This window comes from Ruminococcus sp. RTP21484sp1_RTP21277st1_D2_RTP21277_210401 (assembly GCF_040924225.1).
Lineage (GTDB): Bacteria > Bacillota > Clostridia > Lachnospirales > Lachnospiraceae > Blautia_A > Blautia_A faecis.
Map to the genome: position 1 here is coordinate 117,276 of NZ_JBCOMJ010000002.1, position 18,918 is coordinate 136,193.

Below are 18,918 nucleotides of genomic sequence, written 5' to 3' on the forward strand. Positions count from 1 at the left end.
CTAATGCAGAGTTGACTTTATGAATTTTAATCTGAAGCTAAAAAAATCCGGACATTCCGGAAAATAACACAAAAAGAACTGTCAGAGAAGATCGGACTGACCGATCAACATAGAATTGTACAATATGAAAAAGGCGTTCGTGTTCCCCCAAAAAGATCTGGTCGATAAAATGGCACAGGCTCTTGATGTTAATCCTTATACCCTCTATGATACCACTGGACGTGACGCTTCCGAAATGATGGAACTGCTTTTCTGGCTGGATGAATTTAATCCATCTGCCCTGCATCTGTTTCTCCCTCGGAAATTTCCCGGTGAAAAATGCAATGAAGTAGCTGACACTTCCGTTTACTACCATGACAATGATAGCTGGCCTGCTCATGCTCCTGTCTGTATGTGGTTTGATTATGGGGTTCTGAATGATTTTCTGAAAGAATGGGTGGTTCGGATGGATGAACTGAAATCCGGTGAAATTACCAGAGATGAATATTTTGAATGGAAAATCAACTGGCCACAGACCTGTGATGGATGTGGAAAATATGAGCCAAAGAAACAATGGCGCTCTGTAAAATCGGAACTCAGTGAAACTTAACAAAACTTAAATTCTCTGCATTTTTCCTCTTTGGCAAAAGAAAAAGCACTGTAAAACCAATAATCCAACGGTTTTCAGTGCTTTTTTTCATGTTTTAACTATTGAATTTCCCTCAGACACCTACATAAGTGAAACTTAGCGAAACTTAAATTATACCCAATATGGAATATACTTATTTGTTTGTTCTTGATTTTTTAATCTGATCATCTATGCAATCTATTTCCATGATGTATAAATTAATTGCCTTTTATCAAATGCTTCCTCTCCGCCTTCCATAATATCTACAATTTGCTTATGTGTAGATTTCAGGTCAATATTCCCTTGCGATATATCAATCGTTGTATCTTGATACTCAACCACAAAAATTCTTTCAGCATCACCCAGAACTGGAATGTTAGCATTGTGTGTAGCAAAAATAAATTGTATATCTTGTTTCTTTTTTGCAATTGCTGTAATTACTTCATCGTAAATAATTTTATTATCCAAATCATCTTCTGGCTGATCTATAAGAATAATATCATTATCAGACTGCATGAGTATAAACAATATAAGAGCTGACGCACGCTGCCCTATTGAATGGTGTCGTAATAATTTGTCATGATAATATATTTCAACGTTATTGGAAACCTGATTCTTCAGAAGATCCGCATACTGATCTTGCAATTTTTTATCAAGCTTTGTATATTCTGGGGATGAAATAATTTCCTTGATTTTCATACCATCACATAATATCCAGTCTTCTATAAGCTCCACATAATCTCTAAACGTGTCACATAAGGATTGATATTTTATTTCAGAAATACCTGACCCCCTAAAATCAGTCTTCATCTGTGATTTAAAATTATCTCTGTCACCTTTAAAATCAATAGTGATTTTTAATTCATTTTGTGATTCATTAATTTTCTGAATTTCAAGTTTATATGCATTGAATTGTTCTAATAATATATCATTTCTTTCGCGCAGTGCTTTCTTGAATGCACTTTCTATTTGTTTTTTGGATTTAGCTCGTTCATCTAGTTGCTTTAAATTCTCTTTACATTTTTCCAGCTCTTCTGTCATTTTGACAAATCCATCAATATCCAACGTATCATCTTTGATTTCTCTTTTTATTTCAGCAAATTCATCAGATAATCCATCTATTTTTTTCGATAACATTTCCACTACATCTGCAAATTCTAACGAAGTACTTTCTATCTGCGTGACGGACTCTCCAATTTTTAAAATTTCATTTCCAATTGCACTTAAAATATCACTTGCCTTCTTTATAATATCAGAATTATAAATACTTTCCACGCCCTGCAGGCCTAAAGTCACATCTTTATTATTATCATAACACTTTTTTAATTCTCGTACTGCCGAATCAATTCGTCCTTTTACAGAATCTAACTTTGCTTTATCTGTTGTGTATCCAGTTTGTTTTTTTAATTTTTCTGCAACGCCTTTTTCCTTGTAAATAGACATTTTATGCTCAACTTCAGATTTTTTAATTTTGCATTCCTCAATCTGCTCTGGAATTTTATTCGCATCTAATAATTGAGAAACCGCTGTTGTCAACTCCTTCACACAAGATGTTATTTCTGCACTTTTTCCTATTTTTCCACCAACCAATTTTTCAAGAAGACCATTTTCATGATCAGCACTACTTGATAGATCTTTTTGCCCAAAATATTGAATTCCATCAAACAAGCTTGACGGTTGTATATTTAAGTCAAGCCCATTTTCATCTATAACATTACTCTGTTCTCCGTATATACGACTAACAATATAATGTTTGCCATGTTTATCAACAACAGATAATGTTGCTTTTCCTCCTGAGCCAAAAATATTTTTTATCAGTGATTCTTTATATTCTTTATCTGTTTGCAACGGCAAATCAAATATATAACGAATTGCTTCAAGCACAGACGACTTTCCACTTCCGCGAATTCCAATTAACGAATTAAGCTCTGATGAAAATCTAATGGTCTGTCCATCAAATTTTCCGCCTTGAAAACTTATAGATTCAATATACCCATGTCTTCTTTCCGGTAATGATTCAGCAACTCTACTTTTATAGTCCTGTAATGCAAATTTAATCGCCGCATATGAATATTCTCCGATTTTTAAATATGTTTGTTTATCGCCTTTTCCAATATCTTTCAATGATTTAGGATCCGATCCTTCTATAAGAGCTGGAATATATCCAAAACAACGATTAAATTTATTTATATTATCCCTTGTCCTCGATTTTTGTATTCCTAAAACTCGTTTTCTAAACGGAGCAAGCCCTGAGAGCGATTCTAAAAGACCGCCTCCACATTCGTTAAACAAACCACTGCCTTGATCAACATGGGCAAATATTACAAAATAATCTTTTCCATACTCTTCCAGTTTTTCCAATGTGCTTTTTAAATCATAACAACATTTTGTATTTCTATTTTCAGGATTAGATATTGTTGCAAATGCGGCTGTTAAAAATGTTTGAATGTGATTATTACCATTTTCTAACCATTCATCAGGATTAAAAACTATAAGAGTATGTATACCATTAGCTCCCTCTTTAACAGTCAATTCCACACCAGGTAATATAAATATTTTTTCTTTACTTGCTGCCCTTTTTAAGGCTTTATATTCATCTTTGTCAAATTTATTATGATTGGTAATAACTCCAACAGAAATATTTGCTTGTTTCAATGCCGAAATATATGATTTCACAAACTCATTTGGTTCACCACTATATGAAAATTCTTTATCTTTTTGTGTATGCAGATGAAAATCTGCCCTTAAAAATTCAAGCCCTGATTCAAACATTTTATCCCTCCTTATATTACTCTACCCCCAACGCCTTAAACACCGCATCCTCAGCACTCTGATACGGAATCAACTGAAATGCACTCATCAGATCAGCAGGAACACTTGCGAAATCAACAAACGATGTACTCGGAATCAGCACCTTCTTTGCGCCGCTATCCAGGCAGATTTGAAGTGTATTGGCAAGTTCATCCACCTTTATCATTGTGCCACTAATTGTTATATCTCCCAACACCGCCAAGTTGCTGACAACAGACTTTCCAAGGGCAATCGAACAAAGTGCAATCAATGTTGGAAGTGCCAATTTGTCTGTCATACCAATTCCCTGTAAATCCTGATAGTTGATGATATAGTCTTTGGTTGAAGTGCTGATAGCGCCACTGATTCGATTGCCGTTGGCTTTCAGATAATTAAATGCCGTGTTCACCGCTTCCTTGCATTTAGAATCACTGCCTAAGCCAGTTCGTTCAATTTTGCCATTGCCCGGAAGCATCTGACTTTCCAAACGGAATACACCAATCATGCCACTTTTTCCTCTGGATACGGTATAAACCTGTCCCGGATTACACATTCCATCCGGTATCAGCTTACCGCCACCCTGTTCTGGTACGGAAACATAATGTTCTGACATGTCTTCTAAATCTATATAAGAGAAGTTTACATCATAAAATTCCATACCGCCCAGCTTCTTCAATTGCTCCTTGACACGGCGACGCATTTCCAATGCAATCTGAATAATTTCTTCCAGTTCTTCTTTGGTAAACTCACCATTTGGGTACATCAACTTCAGATAACCGTCTATCATACGACGAACCGCAATTGTATCACGCTGATTCAGATTTCTCCCCAAGCGGAAGTAGTTATCAAGTGCATCTCCATACTGCTCCTTGCGAAGTTCTCGGATGAACTCTGCCAAATAGTCACTGATAAAACCGTAATCATCGGTAAAATGCTCCGGTCTGAACTTCGGTATCTCCCATCCTGGAAGATAACAATGCATACGATCAAGAAATGCAGTATCTGTTCCCATTTCCTGCGGGAAAGGTGCAAACAGACTGGAGGTTTTCAACAGCACCTCCACACTCTGATTGATATTTCCCACAAATACCATGGACGCAGTAGCAGCTTTTTCTTCTTTGCCACGGGCAAAAGATCCGGATGCCATATAATCCTTCATAATCTGAATGCCATCTTTATCTTTAAACTTGATACCTGCCACTTCATCAAAGGCTACACAATCCCATAAGCCGACCAGTCCGACCGTTTTGCGTCCCATATTGTAAAACAGGTTTGCAACCGTCGTCTGTCCACCGGAAATTAAAATACTGTTCGGTGAAATCTCTTTGTAAAGATGAGATTTACCGGTACTTCTCGGTCCAAGCTCACAAAGATTAAAGTTATTCTCAACTAATGGAATCATGCGGGTCAGGAGCAGCCATTTCTCACGATATGCAAATTCATCTGGCTCCATGCCGATAGAACGAAGAAGAATATCCAGCCATTCATCTTTCGTAAAAGCTGTTCGCCCTTGCTTTAGTTCATCAATATCAATGTGCGGCATCTGGATTGGTGTCAGCTTACGGATACTGATTGGAGAAATATCTTTCTGCTTTTTCTGTTTGGAACGAAGCGGATTTCCATCAATGTCCTCAATACCAAAATTATTGTCGCCTTCAACCTCATAATCCAGCTGAACAATACACCAGATACCGCCACAGAGCAGGCGATCAAATTTTTCTGGATATTCATCGGCAATCGGTACATTACCAACGCCCAAATTAGAAAACTCTGCAAAAAAGCAATCCTTTTTCATATCCAGTCGAACAGTCACCATATCAATGATTGTGTGACTGCCTTTTTTACGCAGCTGAGACAGAATCTTCTGTGATTCATCCGGACGTACAAAGTTGTCAGCAAGAATACGCTTCACATTCTGTACGCCTTTCTCTATAACCGTCTCATCATCTGAACTGCAATACTGTCCCAACAAGAACTCAAGAACATACACTGGGACATTCGCCCCTTCTTTGATTTTCTTTGTCAGGTCTTTCCGAACAATCTTACCGTCAAAGTTCTGACGGAGCTTGTTCTTTATTTCTTCACGGGTACTTTCACCCTCTGCAAATTGCTCCATCTTTCTCTCCTCCTGCGGCATTAACTAAAAAAATCAAACTCGTCCACCGCAAAGGCGATGTCAATCTGGAATGGCTCCCGCTGTGGCAGCTGTAATCCCTGTTCATCTGCAATTACCAGATAATAAGTAGCTGTATTGCTGTATTTCAGAGATTTCAAATTAAACTGACAACGGAAAGTTCTTTCTGCACCGTTATCGCTGGTCTTATCTGCAATAATCTTCTGAATATCACTAATCTGTTTGCCGTCCTCATCTGTAAAATAAACTTGATAGGTTGCTGCTTCACGATTTGTACTGATCGCATCTTTTTGATAGAAATTCAACGAAAAAATCATATTGCTGATTTTACGGTTTGCGGACAGTAAATTGACCGTTACCGGCTTGGTATCATATTTCTGCTTATTTCGCCTATATTCCATAGAATCATTGCGGAGATAATGATACTCAATCACCGGAACAACCATTTCCTGTAAACTGATACCACCATGCACAAAATTCATACCGCCGCCATTCATTTTGATACGAATACTTTCTCTCGGTGCAAATCCATCGAATTCTGTATTTCCGCCCAGGAATTTTACAGGCATCAAGTAATCTGGTTGCACACCTTTCTGCATAATTGCATATCTTCTGCCATATTCTACACACCGCTTGATGCTTTCTTTTTTTCTGATATCAGAATTTGTTACATCCACATCAAAAAAGCCTCTTTTATCTACTTTGTCATCTTCCTTCAAAGGACTGTATGTATAAAGAAATCCATGGTCTGCCGTAATTAAAATATTCGTTCCGCCAAATTCATTTACAATGATACGCACGAGGTTCTTCAATTCTGAAATCGCCTTGTCACACGCAGCAAAAACAGCAGTATCCGAAGTGTGGCTGGCTTCATCTATGGTATCGTGGTAAATATAGACCACATCCATACCTTTTACTAAAGCACTTCTTTCCGCTCGTTTCATAGCAATGATGTCATTATACTTTAAAGCCACGCTTGCCGAATCTTCTGTTTTCAGAACCTTATCCCTATAAGTACTTGCCGTAGACTGTCCATCTGCCAAAACCGTCAAAATATCGTTCCGAACCTCTACTGTCAGTTCTTTGTGCGGCAACAAAGCCGCCATACCAAACTTTGTAGTAGAAGGGAAGATACTCTGCATACTACTGATAGAAACCTTACTTTGCGTTTCTCGCTGAAGCTGATCTGCCATCGTAGCTGCCACTTCATAACGCATGGCATCTGAGATAATTACAAATACTTTCGTATCCGAGGTTTGGATACGGGAACGGTAAAAATCCTCCTGTTGCGGTACTTCCAGAACTTTACCGTAAGTTGCCAGTTCATCCGCACATACAGCCGACCAGTTGTTGCCCAACTCACCTAAGAACCAATGATTATAGAGTCCTTCCACTTTATCGACAACGTGCTTAAATAAATCATCCAGCAGAATATTAGAAGTCTCCAAACTCTTTTGAAAACTAAGATGGAACAAACGGTAATAAGTGTCCATCTGATAGTAACTCTCTGTATATTCTTTCCAGATACTTTTCGCTTCTGCGGTATGGAATCCGGCAGAATGTTCCTTAAAGAAGCTTTGCATATTCGCCACTTGTAAGATACCGTCATAAAAATTCTCAAATGGCTCATACCATGCACAAGTTCTCCGTTTTTCAACGGTATTCGTAATGGTATCCACATCAATGATATGGTCACTGATCTCTGTCATTAGCTTTGTCAGAATCACTTCATTAATACACGGAAAGCACTCTGTTCCTACCAAATCTTCTACTGTCAGCTTTTCAAAACGCTGATACAGACGAGCTTCATCCTCAACATAACGTGCCACATCATATAATTGCGGAATGTTATCACTATGAAGCCATTCAGAAATAAAATCATAGCAATATGCCTGATGTGGCATGGAAATAAAACCGTCCAGTCCGGCAAGATATTCCTGCCGCATGGTACGGGTCGCCGCAGTTAAAAGCAGATGAATTGCCAACCGCCCAAGATCTGGTTCTTCCTCCACAAATCCGCATCCCTGACGAACCATCGCCCAAAAAGCTGCGTCTGCATGATATTTTACAAAATCCTGATAAACCGTATTATTATTCAAATCCAGTCCCGCCTGGAAAACACTACGGAGAATCATATTAGGCTGTGCATCTTTCAATCCACAGATTGCCGCCATGACAGCCATGTGTAACTGTGCCGGTGTTTCCGGAACTTTATTCTGCGTGCTAACTTTCAAACGACGGTCTTTCGCATTGAAATAAGCACGATAATTTTTAACCTGTTTCCTCATTGCCGGATTTGATATAAGTCCCATCTCATCCATCCAGATAGAAATCAGATCCGCCCGAAACTCTTCGCTGTAAAGCTCCACATCTAGAAGCCAGTTATCATCTGGGCGGTTATAGACACACGGACTGTAAACCAGATAATTTGTGGTCAAATCATCTACTGAAAGCATTTTTTTTACAGAAAACGCATTATTTCCAGTCAGCGCAATCACCTTTGCATTTTCCAAAACCACTTCATCCAGTTTATCCTCAAATTCCTTATCTTCATCGTACCAGAAAATGATACGACGCTGATAAAACTCAGGAAGAGGTGCAGCAAACCTGCGATTTAAATCTTGTATTATTTTATCTGTATCCATGCTGTCCTCCTACCTTATAATTTTCCAATTTGCTTTTCGTTTTGTTCCGCTCTGTACCAATCTACCTTTTTCCTGTAAAGAAGCGAACATTCGAGAAACCGTTCTTTTCGATATACCCATTTTTTCTGCATAATAGGCCTGTGTTGCAGACGGATTCTTCTCTATAATCTGCAACAATTTTTCTATCTGCGTCTGTTCCTTATTAAGTGGCACTTCAGCGCCATTAGTGCCATCATCAGCGCCATAATTAACGCCATTAGCGCCATTTTTAGTGTTATTGGCGTTAATTATGGCGTTATTGGTATGAACCTGACCTCGATAAATATTGATACGCAAATCAACTTCGCCACCAATAAACTCCGGCTCCTGCAGTCCGGAAGCTTTTACTTTGTCTATAATTCTTGGAATGCCGCTTCCCCAATGCTCGATCAGATTCATATAAGCAAACGCATGAGCAAGAGCTTCATTTCTGATTTTAGAATAGCCTTCTTTCATACGCTCCATCGTTTGTCCCATTGGCAACTTTCCTGGAGAAGTAATTTCTAATCGGTTGTCATATACCGCTACCTGTATCGTACCATGATCCAGATAACTACGATGTACCATAGCATTGATAATCAACTCACGAATGGCATCCGGTGGAATCTCATAAACATCCTGGCGATAAATTCCCACAATAGTAGCACCCAGATGAATATTTCTCAAGACAAACTGAAATGCTTCGTCTATCTGTTCCCAAAGCGGACCGGTATATTCTCTACGGTCAACAAATACCGCTTTCGTTGTACCTTTGAACACGCCACATTGCGTTGCAACATGAAGTCCACCGTTGCCTGTCAAAATAGCAAAGGCATTGGACGGATAATCTTTTCCATCACGCTCAATCAAAACACCCCAGGAACGCAGCTGTTGCCTGCCGACATCTTTGATAGATGCTTTCTGTTCCTCATTATGGGCATTCCTGACTGCCTGTTCCTTCATTGCTTTGCAAAGAGCATCAATATCTTCATCCGTGATATTCAGTCCTGTACACAAAACCTGATCGTAGTAGCGGTTACTGCCCTCGAACAGCAACTCCTTTACCATATACTCATCGGCAAGGCGGGTTGTTCCGGCAACACGGACATATACACCGCCATCTCTGCCAAGGGCTTTGATATAATATGGACGCTGTCTGCCCTCAGAAACCTCTACCACAATGACCGTCTTACCATCGACCGTCTGTAAAGTAATATCCGGGATGATTGCCGGTTCACAGCTGTCTGATACGGCATTGGCTATGGCATCCATTTTCTTGAATACATCTTCCTTGTCAAAGCCAACCACCTCTCTGGTTTTATCAGCAATTCCGAAAATGATTTTTCCTCCGGTTCCATTTGCAAAGGCAACCACAGACTTCATATATTTGATGCTTTTCTCCGGCAGGTTCTCTTTGAACTCCACATTCTTCGATTCTCCTGCAAGAATTTCTTCTATGGTCATTGTAACACCTCGCTCTCTTTGGTAGCATTCGCCACCTGATTATTTAAAGTCACTTTTCAATTCATCATAGAATCCCTTATAATCGGAATATTTTTCTTGCATTTGTATGTAATCTTTTATTTCTTCGATACTTAAAATATTTTGCGGCGGAACATCTCCAACTGTCATTCCTGTAAATTCAAATTCATAATTAAAGCCAAAGAGATCATTCGTTATGTTATATTTGACTATTTCGGCAATTAAACTATTGCGATATATCTCATGAATATCATCTAATTTTACCTTAAATGTTATTACAGACGGAGTCCCCATAATCCATAAACGCTTATAAGGTTCTTCTTTATACAGTTCCCTGTCAATCGCCTCCAAAGACCATCGCAAAATTTCGCCCCCTAAATTGATAGCAAAATGGTTTAATTGATCGTCCTTATATACTTGACTTTTATCAATAAAGAAATGTACCGGCTTTGTTCTGGATTGTTTATCTCGATTCCATAAATAATATACATGCGAAAATACTTCTTCTATTTTGTCATCATCTAAACCTATATCCACAAGGAGTTTTTGTAATCGTTTCTCGCCAGCACTGTTTTTCCCTCCCGCAGTCACAAGACCATGTTTCCAATATTCATTCTCATCTAAAATACGTGTACAATGACATACTGCAATTTCTGTATCCATATTATCTTTAACAAAATCAGTAACCAACTTCGATTCATCGATTCTAATATCTTGCAACTGATGTTCAATTTGCCACCATTCCTCAATATTATCCGTATTTACTCTTCTTAAAATCATCTTTTCAAATTCAGTTCCCCAATTTCTCAATTCTTTGGGGAACGTGTTCGGATTGTTAAAATCAATCATTTTGTAGCACCTCATCACGAATAAATACCAAACTCACATTTCAGTTATTGGCGATTTTCCAGAAACTTCTCTGTATATTCCAGTCTTAATTTCTCTGCAAGATACAGATCACTCATACAGTGCATATCAGAAACACCATCTCGCATTAGCCGATAAACTTCGGAATGATAAAATAATCCCAATGCCTCATCCAGTGAAAGTCCCTGCTGTTTGGCAAAACACTCAATGACACGGGCATATTTTTTCTGAAGTAAAATCGGGTTTGCAGTCATCATACGCAATCCCTCCTTACTTTATTTTAGCCAAAACATCCTGGAAAATTGCATAATTCTTTTTCACACCATCATCCAGATCAATAGAAATCATCTGGTCGGCAAGGTGATGAATCTTTTCCTCGTAGGTTCTGATTTCAGTATCCTGTGCCTGCAATGTGGTCAGCTTTTTGTTCAGCTTCACACGCTCGCCGGTGGAAGCATTGGCAATGCGCTGTTCCAGATCGGCAATGGCTGTACGATAACGAGCCTGCTGTTCATGCACATAGTCGGTACGGATACGAGCAATGGTGTCCAGCTGATAACGGTGCATATAAATCAGAGCCTTAAAACCATTCTTCTTGCCACTGTCAAACAGCCAGTAAATCGGGCGCTTTCCAGAACCCGTAACCTGATAAGTGTTACAATGATCCTTAAAAAATTCATTTATAAAATAATTCCGAATCACATCTTTCGGCTGACCTTTGCCACCCAGAGCATCGGCAATGAATTTCAGGTTTTCGTCCAACGTATCTGCACCGTAAACGGTTTTCACAAATTTCACAAATAGACCAACAATATCATCCTCAAAGTATTCATCATCGCAAATTGGGATAATGTTATCCTTATCAACATCGAAAGAAGCATACTTGCTGGCATCCCATTCACCGCCTGCATAAGCAAGACTATCCACATCCAAAGAGTAACGACCAAACATACAGCCAACTGCATAGGAAATGAAGGAACGAATATCCCTACTAAGATTGGCTTTGCGGATTGTAATATTCTTTTCATCTACATTCGGTGTCATTTCATTCTGTAAACCATAAATGTTTATAAACACACGATTTAATTCTTCTTCGGCAGTTTTCATACTCTCAAACCAATCATTGCATTGGTCTACCCATTTTTGAAATGCCTCTGCTATTGTGCAAAAATGACCAATAAAAGGATGACGTTCAAAATTCCATGATGTTTCGTATGAATCCCATTCTCTCTTTGATAGTTCAATGCACTTCTCTGTTAATTCACTTATAATTTCATCTTTTTGAGAATAATCTGGTATTTGAATAACATCTCCCACCTTAAAATCAACTGTTGGAGAAAATATTTTCAAATATTCTGAACCCACTTTGCTATTTAACAATGCAATCGCTCTCATTAAATCTTTTCTATTATCACAAAAACCCATCGCCCCTTTTGAATCAAACAAAAAACCTGTCGGTGAGTATCTTACAGAAATGCTACTGATACTTAATGATGTCCATGTTAAACCAACTCTAAAAGCATATTCGCCATTATAATTGTGTGATCTTAACCGCCCTGTTTTTAGATCATAGTTATGTTTCACATCATAGCCATCATTTTCCCAATTAACAAGGTAATTTTGGTTTCCATACCACTTTCTGTATTCTCCACCTTTTTGATAAGGAAACCATCTCTTCTTTGAAGCTATACATTCTCGTTCGTTTTGCACTCCAAATCCAATGGACTCCATCTTCACTTCTGACCACAATCTAAGAAAACGATCATTATCAGCAGTTGCCATACCTTCTCTCGTTACCAACACTTCACCTAATTGTTTAGCATTAAATGTTGCAAAGAATTTATGTGATAGCCAATATGCAATTGGAACACCTGGTATTGCTAAATACTCTTTTCCGCTGCAATTATATTTTCTTTCACTAAAGAATCTTTTATTTTTTTCTTCAACAGTTTCAACATCTCCCTGCTTTTCAAACAGTCGCATATAAGTTCCAGTAAAGTCCGTATTACTGTGTTTTGTAATTGAAAATGCAACCGAGCCAAAATCCGAACCGAATATTCCTCTTCCGAAATGAAGCATATTATCAATTATATAATTCTTTATGAAATTTTTTCGGAGATTTTCAAAACTAACTAAGGACATCCAAGCAGGAATATTTATCATCGACATTTTTCCATTTTTCTTACACATTTCCATACACTTTATCATAAAGCATGTGCAAAAATCAGCCTTACCATCTGGATATTCCTTTTTAACATAATTATTAAGTCTTGCATTTCCATTACTTAATCCCATATACGGTGGATTCGTCACAACTACATCATATTTCTGTGCCAGTGCTTCTGCCACCTGCACCAACGGCAGCAATTCTCTCAATGCTGTCTCACGAGACATATTTATATCTTCCGTAATCTCAGCAAAACGGTCATACAGAGCAGTCCAATTCTGCGGTGTTACAGTCAGAATAGAGCCGTATTCCTTTGCATCATGCAGTTCTTTGATGATGGTGTCCATAGCTGTTGTGAGCTTCACATCGCCATTACAGAAATAGTCCACTGCAAATTTATCTACATGGTTGCTCTCCACAATAGCATATACATGGGGCTGAATGCCACGGCCAAAGAATCGGCGGTCATACTGACGGGCTTTCATCATTACCGCAAAGTAAGCCAGCTGTGCCGCACGATCATCAATATCCATACCGTAAAGATTATTCTCTACAATACTTGCCACTGCTTCACGGGTGGTATAGCCGTAGGATTCATAAATCTTCATCAGCACATCAAACATATACGCAAGAATATGACCGGAACCGGAGCAAGGGTCAATGACTTTCAGCTGATCCGGCGTCAGTGCGGCGTATTCCTTACGAATCTCGGCAAGCTGTGCCTGTACTTCCGGCTCCTGCTCGGCTTCTTCCAGATAGTAGTGCCATTTGGTATCTTCCGGTTCACGGTTTCCGGCAGCATAAGCAGACTGTTCTTCCTCGGTAGGAAGAAGCTGCTCCTTGACATCTGGGTGTCCCTCCAGCCATAAACGACCAAGGCTGTTCTCCACCATGTAGCGAACAATCCAGTCCGGTGTGAAAAGCTGGGTTGCTGCAGGGATGTTTTCTTTTGTGATTTTCACATTCTTTTTCAGTGCTGCGAAAACGTCATCCTTTTTCTCACTGTTATAATACTGATACAACCAGCCGATGATCTGGACAGCATCCTTCCAATCATCCTCCGGTATCAGCTCAATCATCTGCTGAATGACGCTGCCTTCACGGAGCAGATTGTCCGGTAGAAGAAGCTCGGTGTAATCTGCAATCTTCTGGAACATTTCTGGCAGAATCTTATTCAAGGCGTTACACTGCACGATCAGCAGATATTTATACAGTTCTTCGGTCTTTTCGGCATCTTTCAGTTCATAGACCTTTTCCATATCCAGTCCATCCAAATCCAAATGAATGGCTTCGGTTATAATCTGCGGCTTAAAGTTGTTTTCCTCATCCGTGAATACACGCACATGAGAAGGAAGATAGCCGTTGACTTCCATGAATCGCAGAGCAGAGAAGCGGTTGAACCAAGTATAGGCAACCTCCTCCATGACCTGCTTATATCCTTTATCGTTAATCTCAGCAATAAGAGCCTGACGCTGTTTCTTTTCGTCGGCAGTGAGGACTTTGCCGCCAACGCTGTCCACATTGGCATCCTCAATTTTGTCCTCAGTGATACCGTATTCCACACCTTTTAGGGAAACACGGGCGATCAGCTCTGTTCTTGCCCAGACAGCAAATTTTTTAATCGCATTTTTATCCATAGTATTTACCCTTCTAATAAATCATATCAAGTAATTCAAGCATATTATAATACAATAAAAATAATTGAATACAATCCTTTTTTCTAACCTTCTTTGTCATCATTCCATGATCAAGAAAATTTCTGTTTATTACATCTGGCTGATTTTTGAAATCTTTTCCACCTTCAAATACTTTTTCAAGGCAAGCAAAAAGATTTGTATAAAACATAGCAATAAAAAGCATTTGTACATTTATATCTGTTTCTGTACGTGTCTTTGCTTTACTCACGGCTCTTAAACCAACTTCACGCCTTTTTCCCTTTAAGTCTGATTTTTTCTGCAATCTAATCAATACCGCATCTACTAATGAAAATAAAATAAGTGCACACGATTTATACTGCCTATGATTATAATCAAACACTGCTTCTTCAAAGTCTGCTTTTTTCACTCTCTTAGTTTCGCTAATAATCTCAAAAATCTGCTCCATTTTTTGGCCTGAACATTGTTTTAATGCAATAATATCTGCTGACTTTTTATCACTAGGCATATGCTCAAATATCTTTTTTGCATTCTCACACGGATTCATTGTCCATCCATAACTTCCCCATAATTTATGTGCCTCTATAAGTTCCTGTTTACGTTCTTCAGAAAGAGCTGGAATTCTAATTCTTTGTACAGATTCAGAAATTATTTCGCTCATTCTACGAGCCGATTCAGCTAACTCGCTAAAATCATATTTTACAGCAAATGCCTGCTTCCAAACATCTAATAATTCTTGCATTCGACCTAGTACTGAATTTTTTAATGGCTCCAACGCATAATTCATATTAGTCTGCAACAATCCCAACATACTCGCTTGATTTTTTTGAATAATCGAAGTCATATTCTTAATTGCAGGGCTTATACTTTTCTCTAACTGCTGTCCTGAAATTTTTCTCTCAGCTAATTTGTCCATTTCTGGATTTCTTTCGCTTTCTAATTGAAATTCTGTTTTCTCGTTAGATGATTCATTGCTATCCATTATTTTCCCCTATACTTTTTCTAATTCAGCTTGATCTCATCGCAATTCTTCAGCAACTGTTTCAGCTGAGAACGAATCTTTTCTACATAATCATCAATGTCCGCATCCGTCTGTAAGGTCTTTGCTTGGAATACAACCTGACGGTTATAGGCACGAACTACCTTTTTCTTTGCAGTCGTTTGCTCTTTTCCTTGCTGTATCGGCTGTACTGGCGGCTTCGGTGTAGGCGGAGCCAAAACAGATTCAATATTACCGACTGTATCATCCTTGTACTGACACATCGGCAAGAACATAGCATCCAGAAGGGCAAGACTCTTTAATTCTGCAATTTTCTCCTTGCACTGGCTGAAATACCGGTCTGATTTTTCAATCAGATGGGATGCCTTGGAATCGCCGTTTGCGGCAGTGTGGGTTGCTTCCATACACTGACGAACTGTTTCCAGAACCTCGGCACGTTTTTCTTCCAGCATCTTATCATGGGCGGTACGAACCGTATCCATCAACGGATTCAGTTCACGAATCCGGGTATAGTTGAACTTGCTTCCGGTCTGAACCATAGTAATCAAACGGATGGTATTCAGTGCCTTGTGTGCTTCTTCATTTTCTGCAATACGTTCAAGGTCATCATGCAGAGATTTTTCAAACTGTACTGCCTGGTCGAATACTGTCACCTGAGTTTTGAAGAAGTTTTCAATGCCGTTGCTCATGACTTCTTTATTATCAAAGAGAGCATCCTCTTTTTTCAGGACACGCTCAATCAGGGCAATATTGTCTTTCTTCTGAGAAAGTACATCATCCATCAGATGAATGGCTTCCTGTACCAATGCACGATCCGGGTATTTATGTCCATCATAACGGGCATCCAAAGAAGCATAGTAATCACGCTGTTCACTGAATTTCTCAGTCACAAAGCGAATCAGACCATCTTCATCATCCGGTACATCCATGATATCGAAATACTCTCGGAGCATCGCTTTTACATCACGCATCATCGTAGCAGAAATGGTTTTACGCTTGCTGATGGAAGTCTTGCCGATCTCACTCTTTTTGCGGAGCATATCTGGCAATTTCGGGTTATCTGGCTGAATGGTATTGCCTGCATACTTGATGGTTACTTTCTGGGAATAAATCAGCTGTGCCGTAACCGCAGCAATATCAATTTCTTTCCATCCATACGGAATTGCACTATATTTGCTTTGTACGTCCGCCATAGATGTCGGCAGTTTTTTCGCATCCTGCATTTCCAGATATTCTTCCATAGCAGAAGCAGCATCACGGTTTGGCTCCATGCCCGGAAGTGCCGTTACCGCACCTGTCAGAATTGCAATAATATCTGCGTCACTTCCTGCATTATCTGTAATCAGGTCGAGCTTGCTATATACATGAGCAACCAGATATTCAAGAGACTGGTCAATTTTGCTTTTGGCATTTCCGGCTTTAATTTCCAGATGTTCGCCGTCTACATAGAACTGCGCCCTTTCAATGGCATTTTGCAATTCGGTCATTGCACTCAGCTCATATTTTCCGGCTTCGTCCTGTTGGTCACTGATGATTTTCTGCACAGTTTTTGGAAGCTGGCTTACATTTCTCTGCTTTACATACTTACGAATCTTCATAGCAGATTCCAGAGATTCATAGTAAGGCGTATCAGCCAGAACCACGATTGCTTCGTTTCCTTTTGACTCTGCCATCAGACGGTAATCAGTTTTTTCAATAGCATCGGTAGCAACGGTCAGGAAACGCAGACGCATACCACCTGTTGCCACTCCAACGGTAATGCCGTCAACCATCTGATCGAAAGCAAAGTCATATTTTCCATGACGAAACTTCTTAGTTGTGAAAATGTCACCGTAAATCATCTGAGCGATACGCTCCACAATAGAAGCGGTATCCACGTTGGTATCCCGGATTTCACGCTGAATGTCCTGTTCTTCATCAGTCAGAAAGTTATAAGTGTCTCCGGTTCTGCCGATATAGTTCTGGCTCATCAGACGATCAAGGCATCCGCGTACAGCTTCACGCATAACAATCTTATCTACACGAATATCGTCTGCCATAAGGATAACAATATTGTCCAGATTGGAAGGAATATCATCAATATATCGAATCAGGTACAGAAGTTTCAGTACATCTACATCCTGCTGTTCGATACCGTCCCCGTTGTCAGCAGCTTTCTGGCAACGCTCGATCACTCGGCGAATAGAACCGTCCAGGAAAGTATGTACTGTATCGTAAAAACGGAAGAATGGAACAAGTGCGTATTCATCCTTATCCTGAATTTTCTGTGCAGCTTCCTGGAAACCGGAGAGCATGGAACGCTCACCACCAGACAGGTGCTTACCGGAATTTCCGTGCTTGCGGATTTCAGCAAATACTTTCTGCATGATGATGAACTGATACGGCACGAATGGGAAGTTCTCTGTAAATTCTCTCGGTCCGGAATAACCTTTAATATCCAGAATAGAGCCGCTAAAACTGAACAAGTTACGCAAAACAGAATCATTCTGCTCATAAACACCTTCCAGGTCTTTCGTTGCTTCCAGCTTCTTTTTTAAGATACGCTTCTGGATAACTTCATCCACGGAGGAAGAAGATAAGCTCAGTCTTGTTTTGAAACGAGCCTGGATACGGGAGAACTCATCCGCACGAACTTTGATGATTTCATCAATGGCTTCCTGTCCGGTGCAGATCACCCAAATCTTACCATCGCACTCACTTCCGATTTTTTCAGTCAGAGACTGGAGGTTCAAAAGCATATCGGTATCCGTACCAACATACTGACCAACCTCGTCAATCATAAACAGCAGACGGAAGTTGGCAGGCTTGGTATCTACATAGGCTTTCATATCTTCCACAAGCTGTGCAATCGAAATTTCTGTTGCGGTTTTATCATTAAACCACGCCTTAGCATCGTCCTCACTCATATCCAGAACTTCCATCAACGTCGGGATGATGAACTTGCCATTGAAAGCAAAGGCACGGCGCATTTCAAGCCAAGGCTTGCCTTTCTTTTCTTCAAAAACTCTGCGGAACTCCTCGGTTTTTCTCTGCTGGTCAATATAACGCTCCATCATGGCAACTTTCAGATTCTCACCGTAAAATCCCAAATGGTTGTAGAACATCTTTGCAAATACACGAAGTACGGCAGTCTTGTCTTTATTGCTGAAGCCTTCAATATCAATGTTGAAAAGAATGGTTTCCGTCTGTCCCTTCGTGGCACGGTCGATCAGCATAAAAGTTGCCGGGTCATCCTCAAATTTTTTACGGAAACGTTCCACACTGCGGATACCTTTTACCTCTTTATTTTCCAAAAGGTAGGAAAGCATTTTCAAAAAGTGAGATTTACCACTTCCAAAGAAACCAGAAATCCAAACACCCATATCAGCGGTCGGCTGGTCGAAAGCATCACCGTAATAATTGAAGAACGTAATGAAATGTTTCTTCAATTCTCTGGTAATGACATATTCATTTAACTCCTGCTCGATTACATCATCAGCAGCCTGATCTACTTTAATTACACCATTGATTTTGCGGTTAATGTCATCCGCAAACATATCTCGAATCATCATGG

Annotated in this window: 11 protein-coding genes; 2 read left to right on the forward strand and 9 right to left on the reverse strand. The window is 39.5% G+C overall.

The window, feature by feature from the left end:
* The first annotated feature begins 63 nt into the window (after window positions 1-63).
* Together AB5706_RS01730 and AB5706_RS01735 are read left to right on the forward strand one after the other, a co-directional pair.
* Window positions 64-168 (forward strand): hypothetical protein, encoded by a 105-nt coding sequence (locus AB5706_RS01730; RefSeq protein WP_308768482.1) that lies wholly within the window; start codon window positions 64-66, stop codon window positions 166-168.
* The gene (locus AB5706_RS01735; RefSeq protein ID WP_306467778.1) at window positions 125-589 is read left to right on the forward strand and encodes an XRE family transcriptional regulator; all 465 of its coding nucleotides are present in this window, start codon (window positions 125-127) and stop codon (window positions 587-589) included. The genes AB5706_RS01730 and AB5706_RS01735 overlap by 44 nt, the downstream gene beginning before the upstream one ends.
* Before the next feature lie 216 nt (window positions 590-805).
* Here AB5706_RS01735 and AB5706_RS01740 read toward each other — a convergent pair whose 3' ends face one another.
* From AB5706_RS01740 to brxC, 9 genes are read right to left on the reverse strand one after another with little or no spacing between them, the layout of a single operon-like run.
* Complete coding sequence (locus AB5706_RS01740; protein WP_368365688.1) at window positions 806-3,379, reverse strand: TrlF family AAA-like ATPase; 2,574 nt, start codon at window positions 3,377-3,379, stop codon at window positions 806-808.
* Window positions 3,380-3,395: 16 nt separating this feature from the next.
* On the reverse strand, window positions 3,396-5,513 hold the full coding sequence (brxL, locus tag AB5706_RS01745; protein WP_368365689.1) for a protease Lon-related BREX system protein BrxL: 2,118 nt from the start codon (window positions 5,511-5,513) through the stop codon (window positions 3,396-3,398).
* Window positions 5,514-5,533: 20 nt separating this feature from the next.
* On the reverse strand, window positions 5,534-8,176 hold the full coding sequence (pglZ, locus tag AB5706_RS01750; RefSeq protein ID WP_368179379.1) for a BREX-1 system phosphatase PglZ type A: 2,643 nt from the start codon (window positions 8,174-8,176) through the stop codon (window positions 5,534-5,536).
* A gap of 9 nt (window positions 8,177-8,185) precedes the next feature.
* Window positions 8,186-9,658, reverse strand: coding sequence for an RNA-binding domain-containing protein (locus tag AB5706_RS01755; RefSeq protein WP_173770659.1), 1,473 nt, complete (start codon window positions 9,656-9,658; stop codon window positions 8,186-8,188).
* A gap of 39 nt (window positions 9,659-9,697) precedes the next feature.
* Window positions 9,698-10,525, reverse strand: coding sequence for a hypothetical protein (locus AB5706_RS01760; protein WP_173770660.1), 828 nt, complete (start codon window positions 10,523-10,525; stop codon window positions 9,698-9,700).
* A gap of 44 nt (window positions 10,526-10,569) precedes the next feature.
* Complete coding sequence (locus AB5706_RS01765) at window positions 10,570-10,800, reverse strand: DUF3791 domain-containing protein (RefSeq protein ID WP_368365690.1); 231 nt, start codon at window positions 10,798-10,800, stop codon at window positions 10,570-10,572.
* 13 nt (window positions 10,801-10,813) lie between these two features.
* Window positions 10,814-14,347, reverse strand: coding sequence for a BREX-1 system adenine-specific DNA-methyltransferase PglX (gene pglX / locus AB5706_RS01770; RefSeq protein WP_368365691.1), 3,534 nt, complete (start codon window positions 14,345-14,347; stop codon window positions 10,814-10,816).
* Between the two features lie 13 nt (window positions 14,348-14,360).
* A complete protein-coding gene (locus AB5706_RS01775; protein ID WP_173770662.1) occupies window positions 14,361-15,347 on the reverse strand; it encodes a hypothetical protein in 987 nt (328 codons plus the stop codon).
* Window positions 15,348-15,367: 20 nt separating this feature from the next.
* Complete coding sequence (gene brxC, locus AB5706_RS01780) at window positions 15,368-18,916, reverse strand: BREX system P-loop protein BrxC (RefSeq protein WP_368365692.1); 3,549 nt, start codon at window positions 18,914-18,916, stop codon at window positions 15,368-15,370.
* Window positions 18,917-18,918: the final 2 nt, after the last annotated feature.

Coding starts and splice junctions, on each gene's coding strand:
- AB5706_RS01755 (WP_173770659.1), bottom strand. CDS start 9,658: ATGACCATAGAAGAAATTCTTGCAGGAGAATCGAAGAATGTGGAGTTC.
- brxL (WP_368365689.1), bottom strand. CDS start 5,513: ATGGAGCAATTTGCAGAGGGTGAAAGTACCCGTGAAGAAATAAAGAAC.
- brxC (WP_368365692.1), bottom strand. CDS start 18,916: ATGATGATTCGAGATATGTTTGCGGATGACATTAACCGCAAAATCAAT.
- pglZ (WP_368179379.1), bottom strand. CDS start 8,176: ATGGATACAGATAAAATAATACAAGATTTAAATCGCAGGTTTGCTGCA.
- AB5706_RS01760 (WP_173770660.1), bottom strand. CDS start 10,525: ATGATTGATTTTAACAATCCGAACACGTTCCCCAAAGAATTGAGAAAT.
- AB5706_RS01765 (WP_368365690.1), bottom strand. CDS start 10,800: ATGATGACTGCAAACCCGATTTTACTTCAGAAAAAATATGCCCGTGTC.
- AB5706_RS01775 (WP_173770662.1), bottom strand. CDS start 15,347: ATGGATAGCAATGAATCATCTAACGAGAAAACAGAATTTCAATTAGAA.
- AB5706_RS01735 (WP_306467778.1), top strand. CDS start 125: ATGAAAAAGGCGTTCGTGTTCCCCCAAAAAGATCTGGTCGATAAAATG.
- pglX (WP_368365691.1), bottom strand. CDS start 14,347: ATGGATAAAAATGCGATTAAAAAATTTGCTGTCTGGGCAAGAACAGAG.
- AB5706_RS01740 (WP_368365688.1), bottom strand. CDS start 3,379: ATGTTTGAATCAGGGCTTGAATTTTTAAGGGCAGATTTTCATCTGCAT.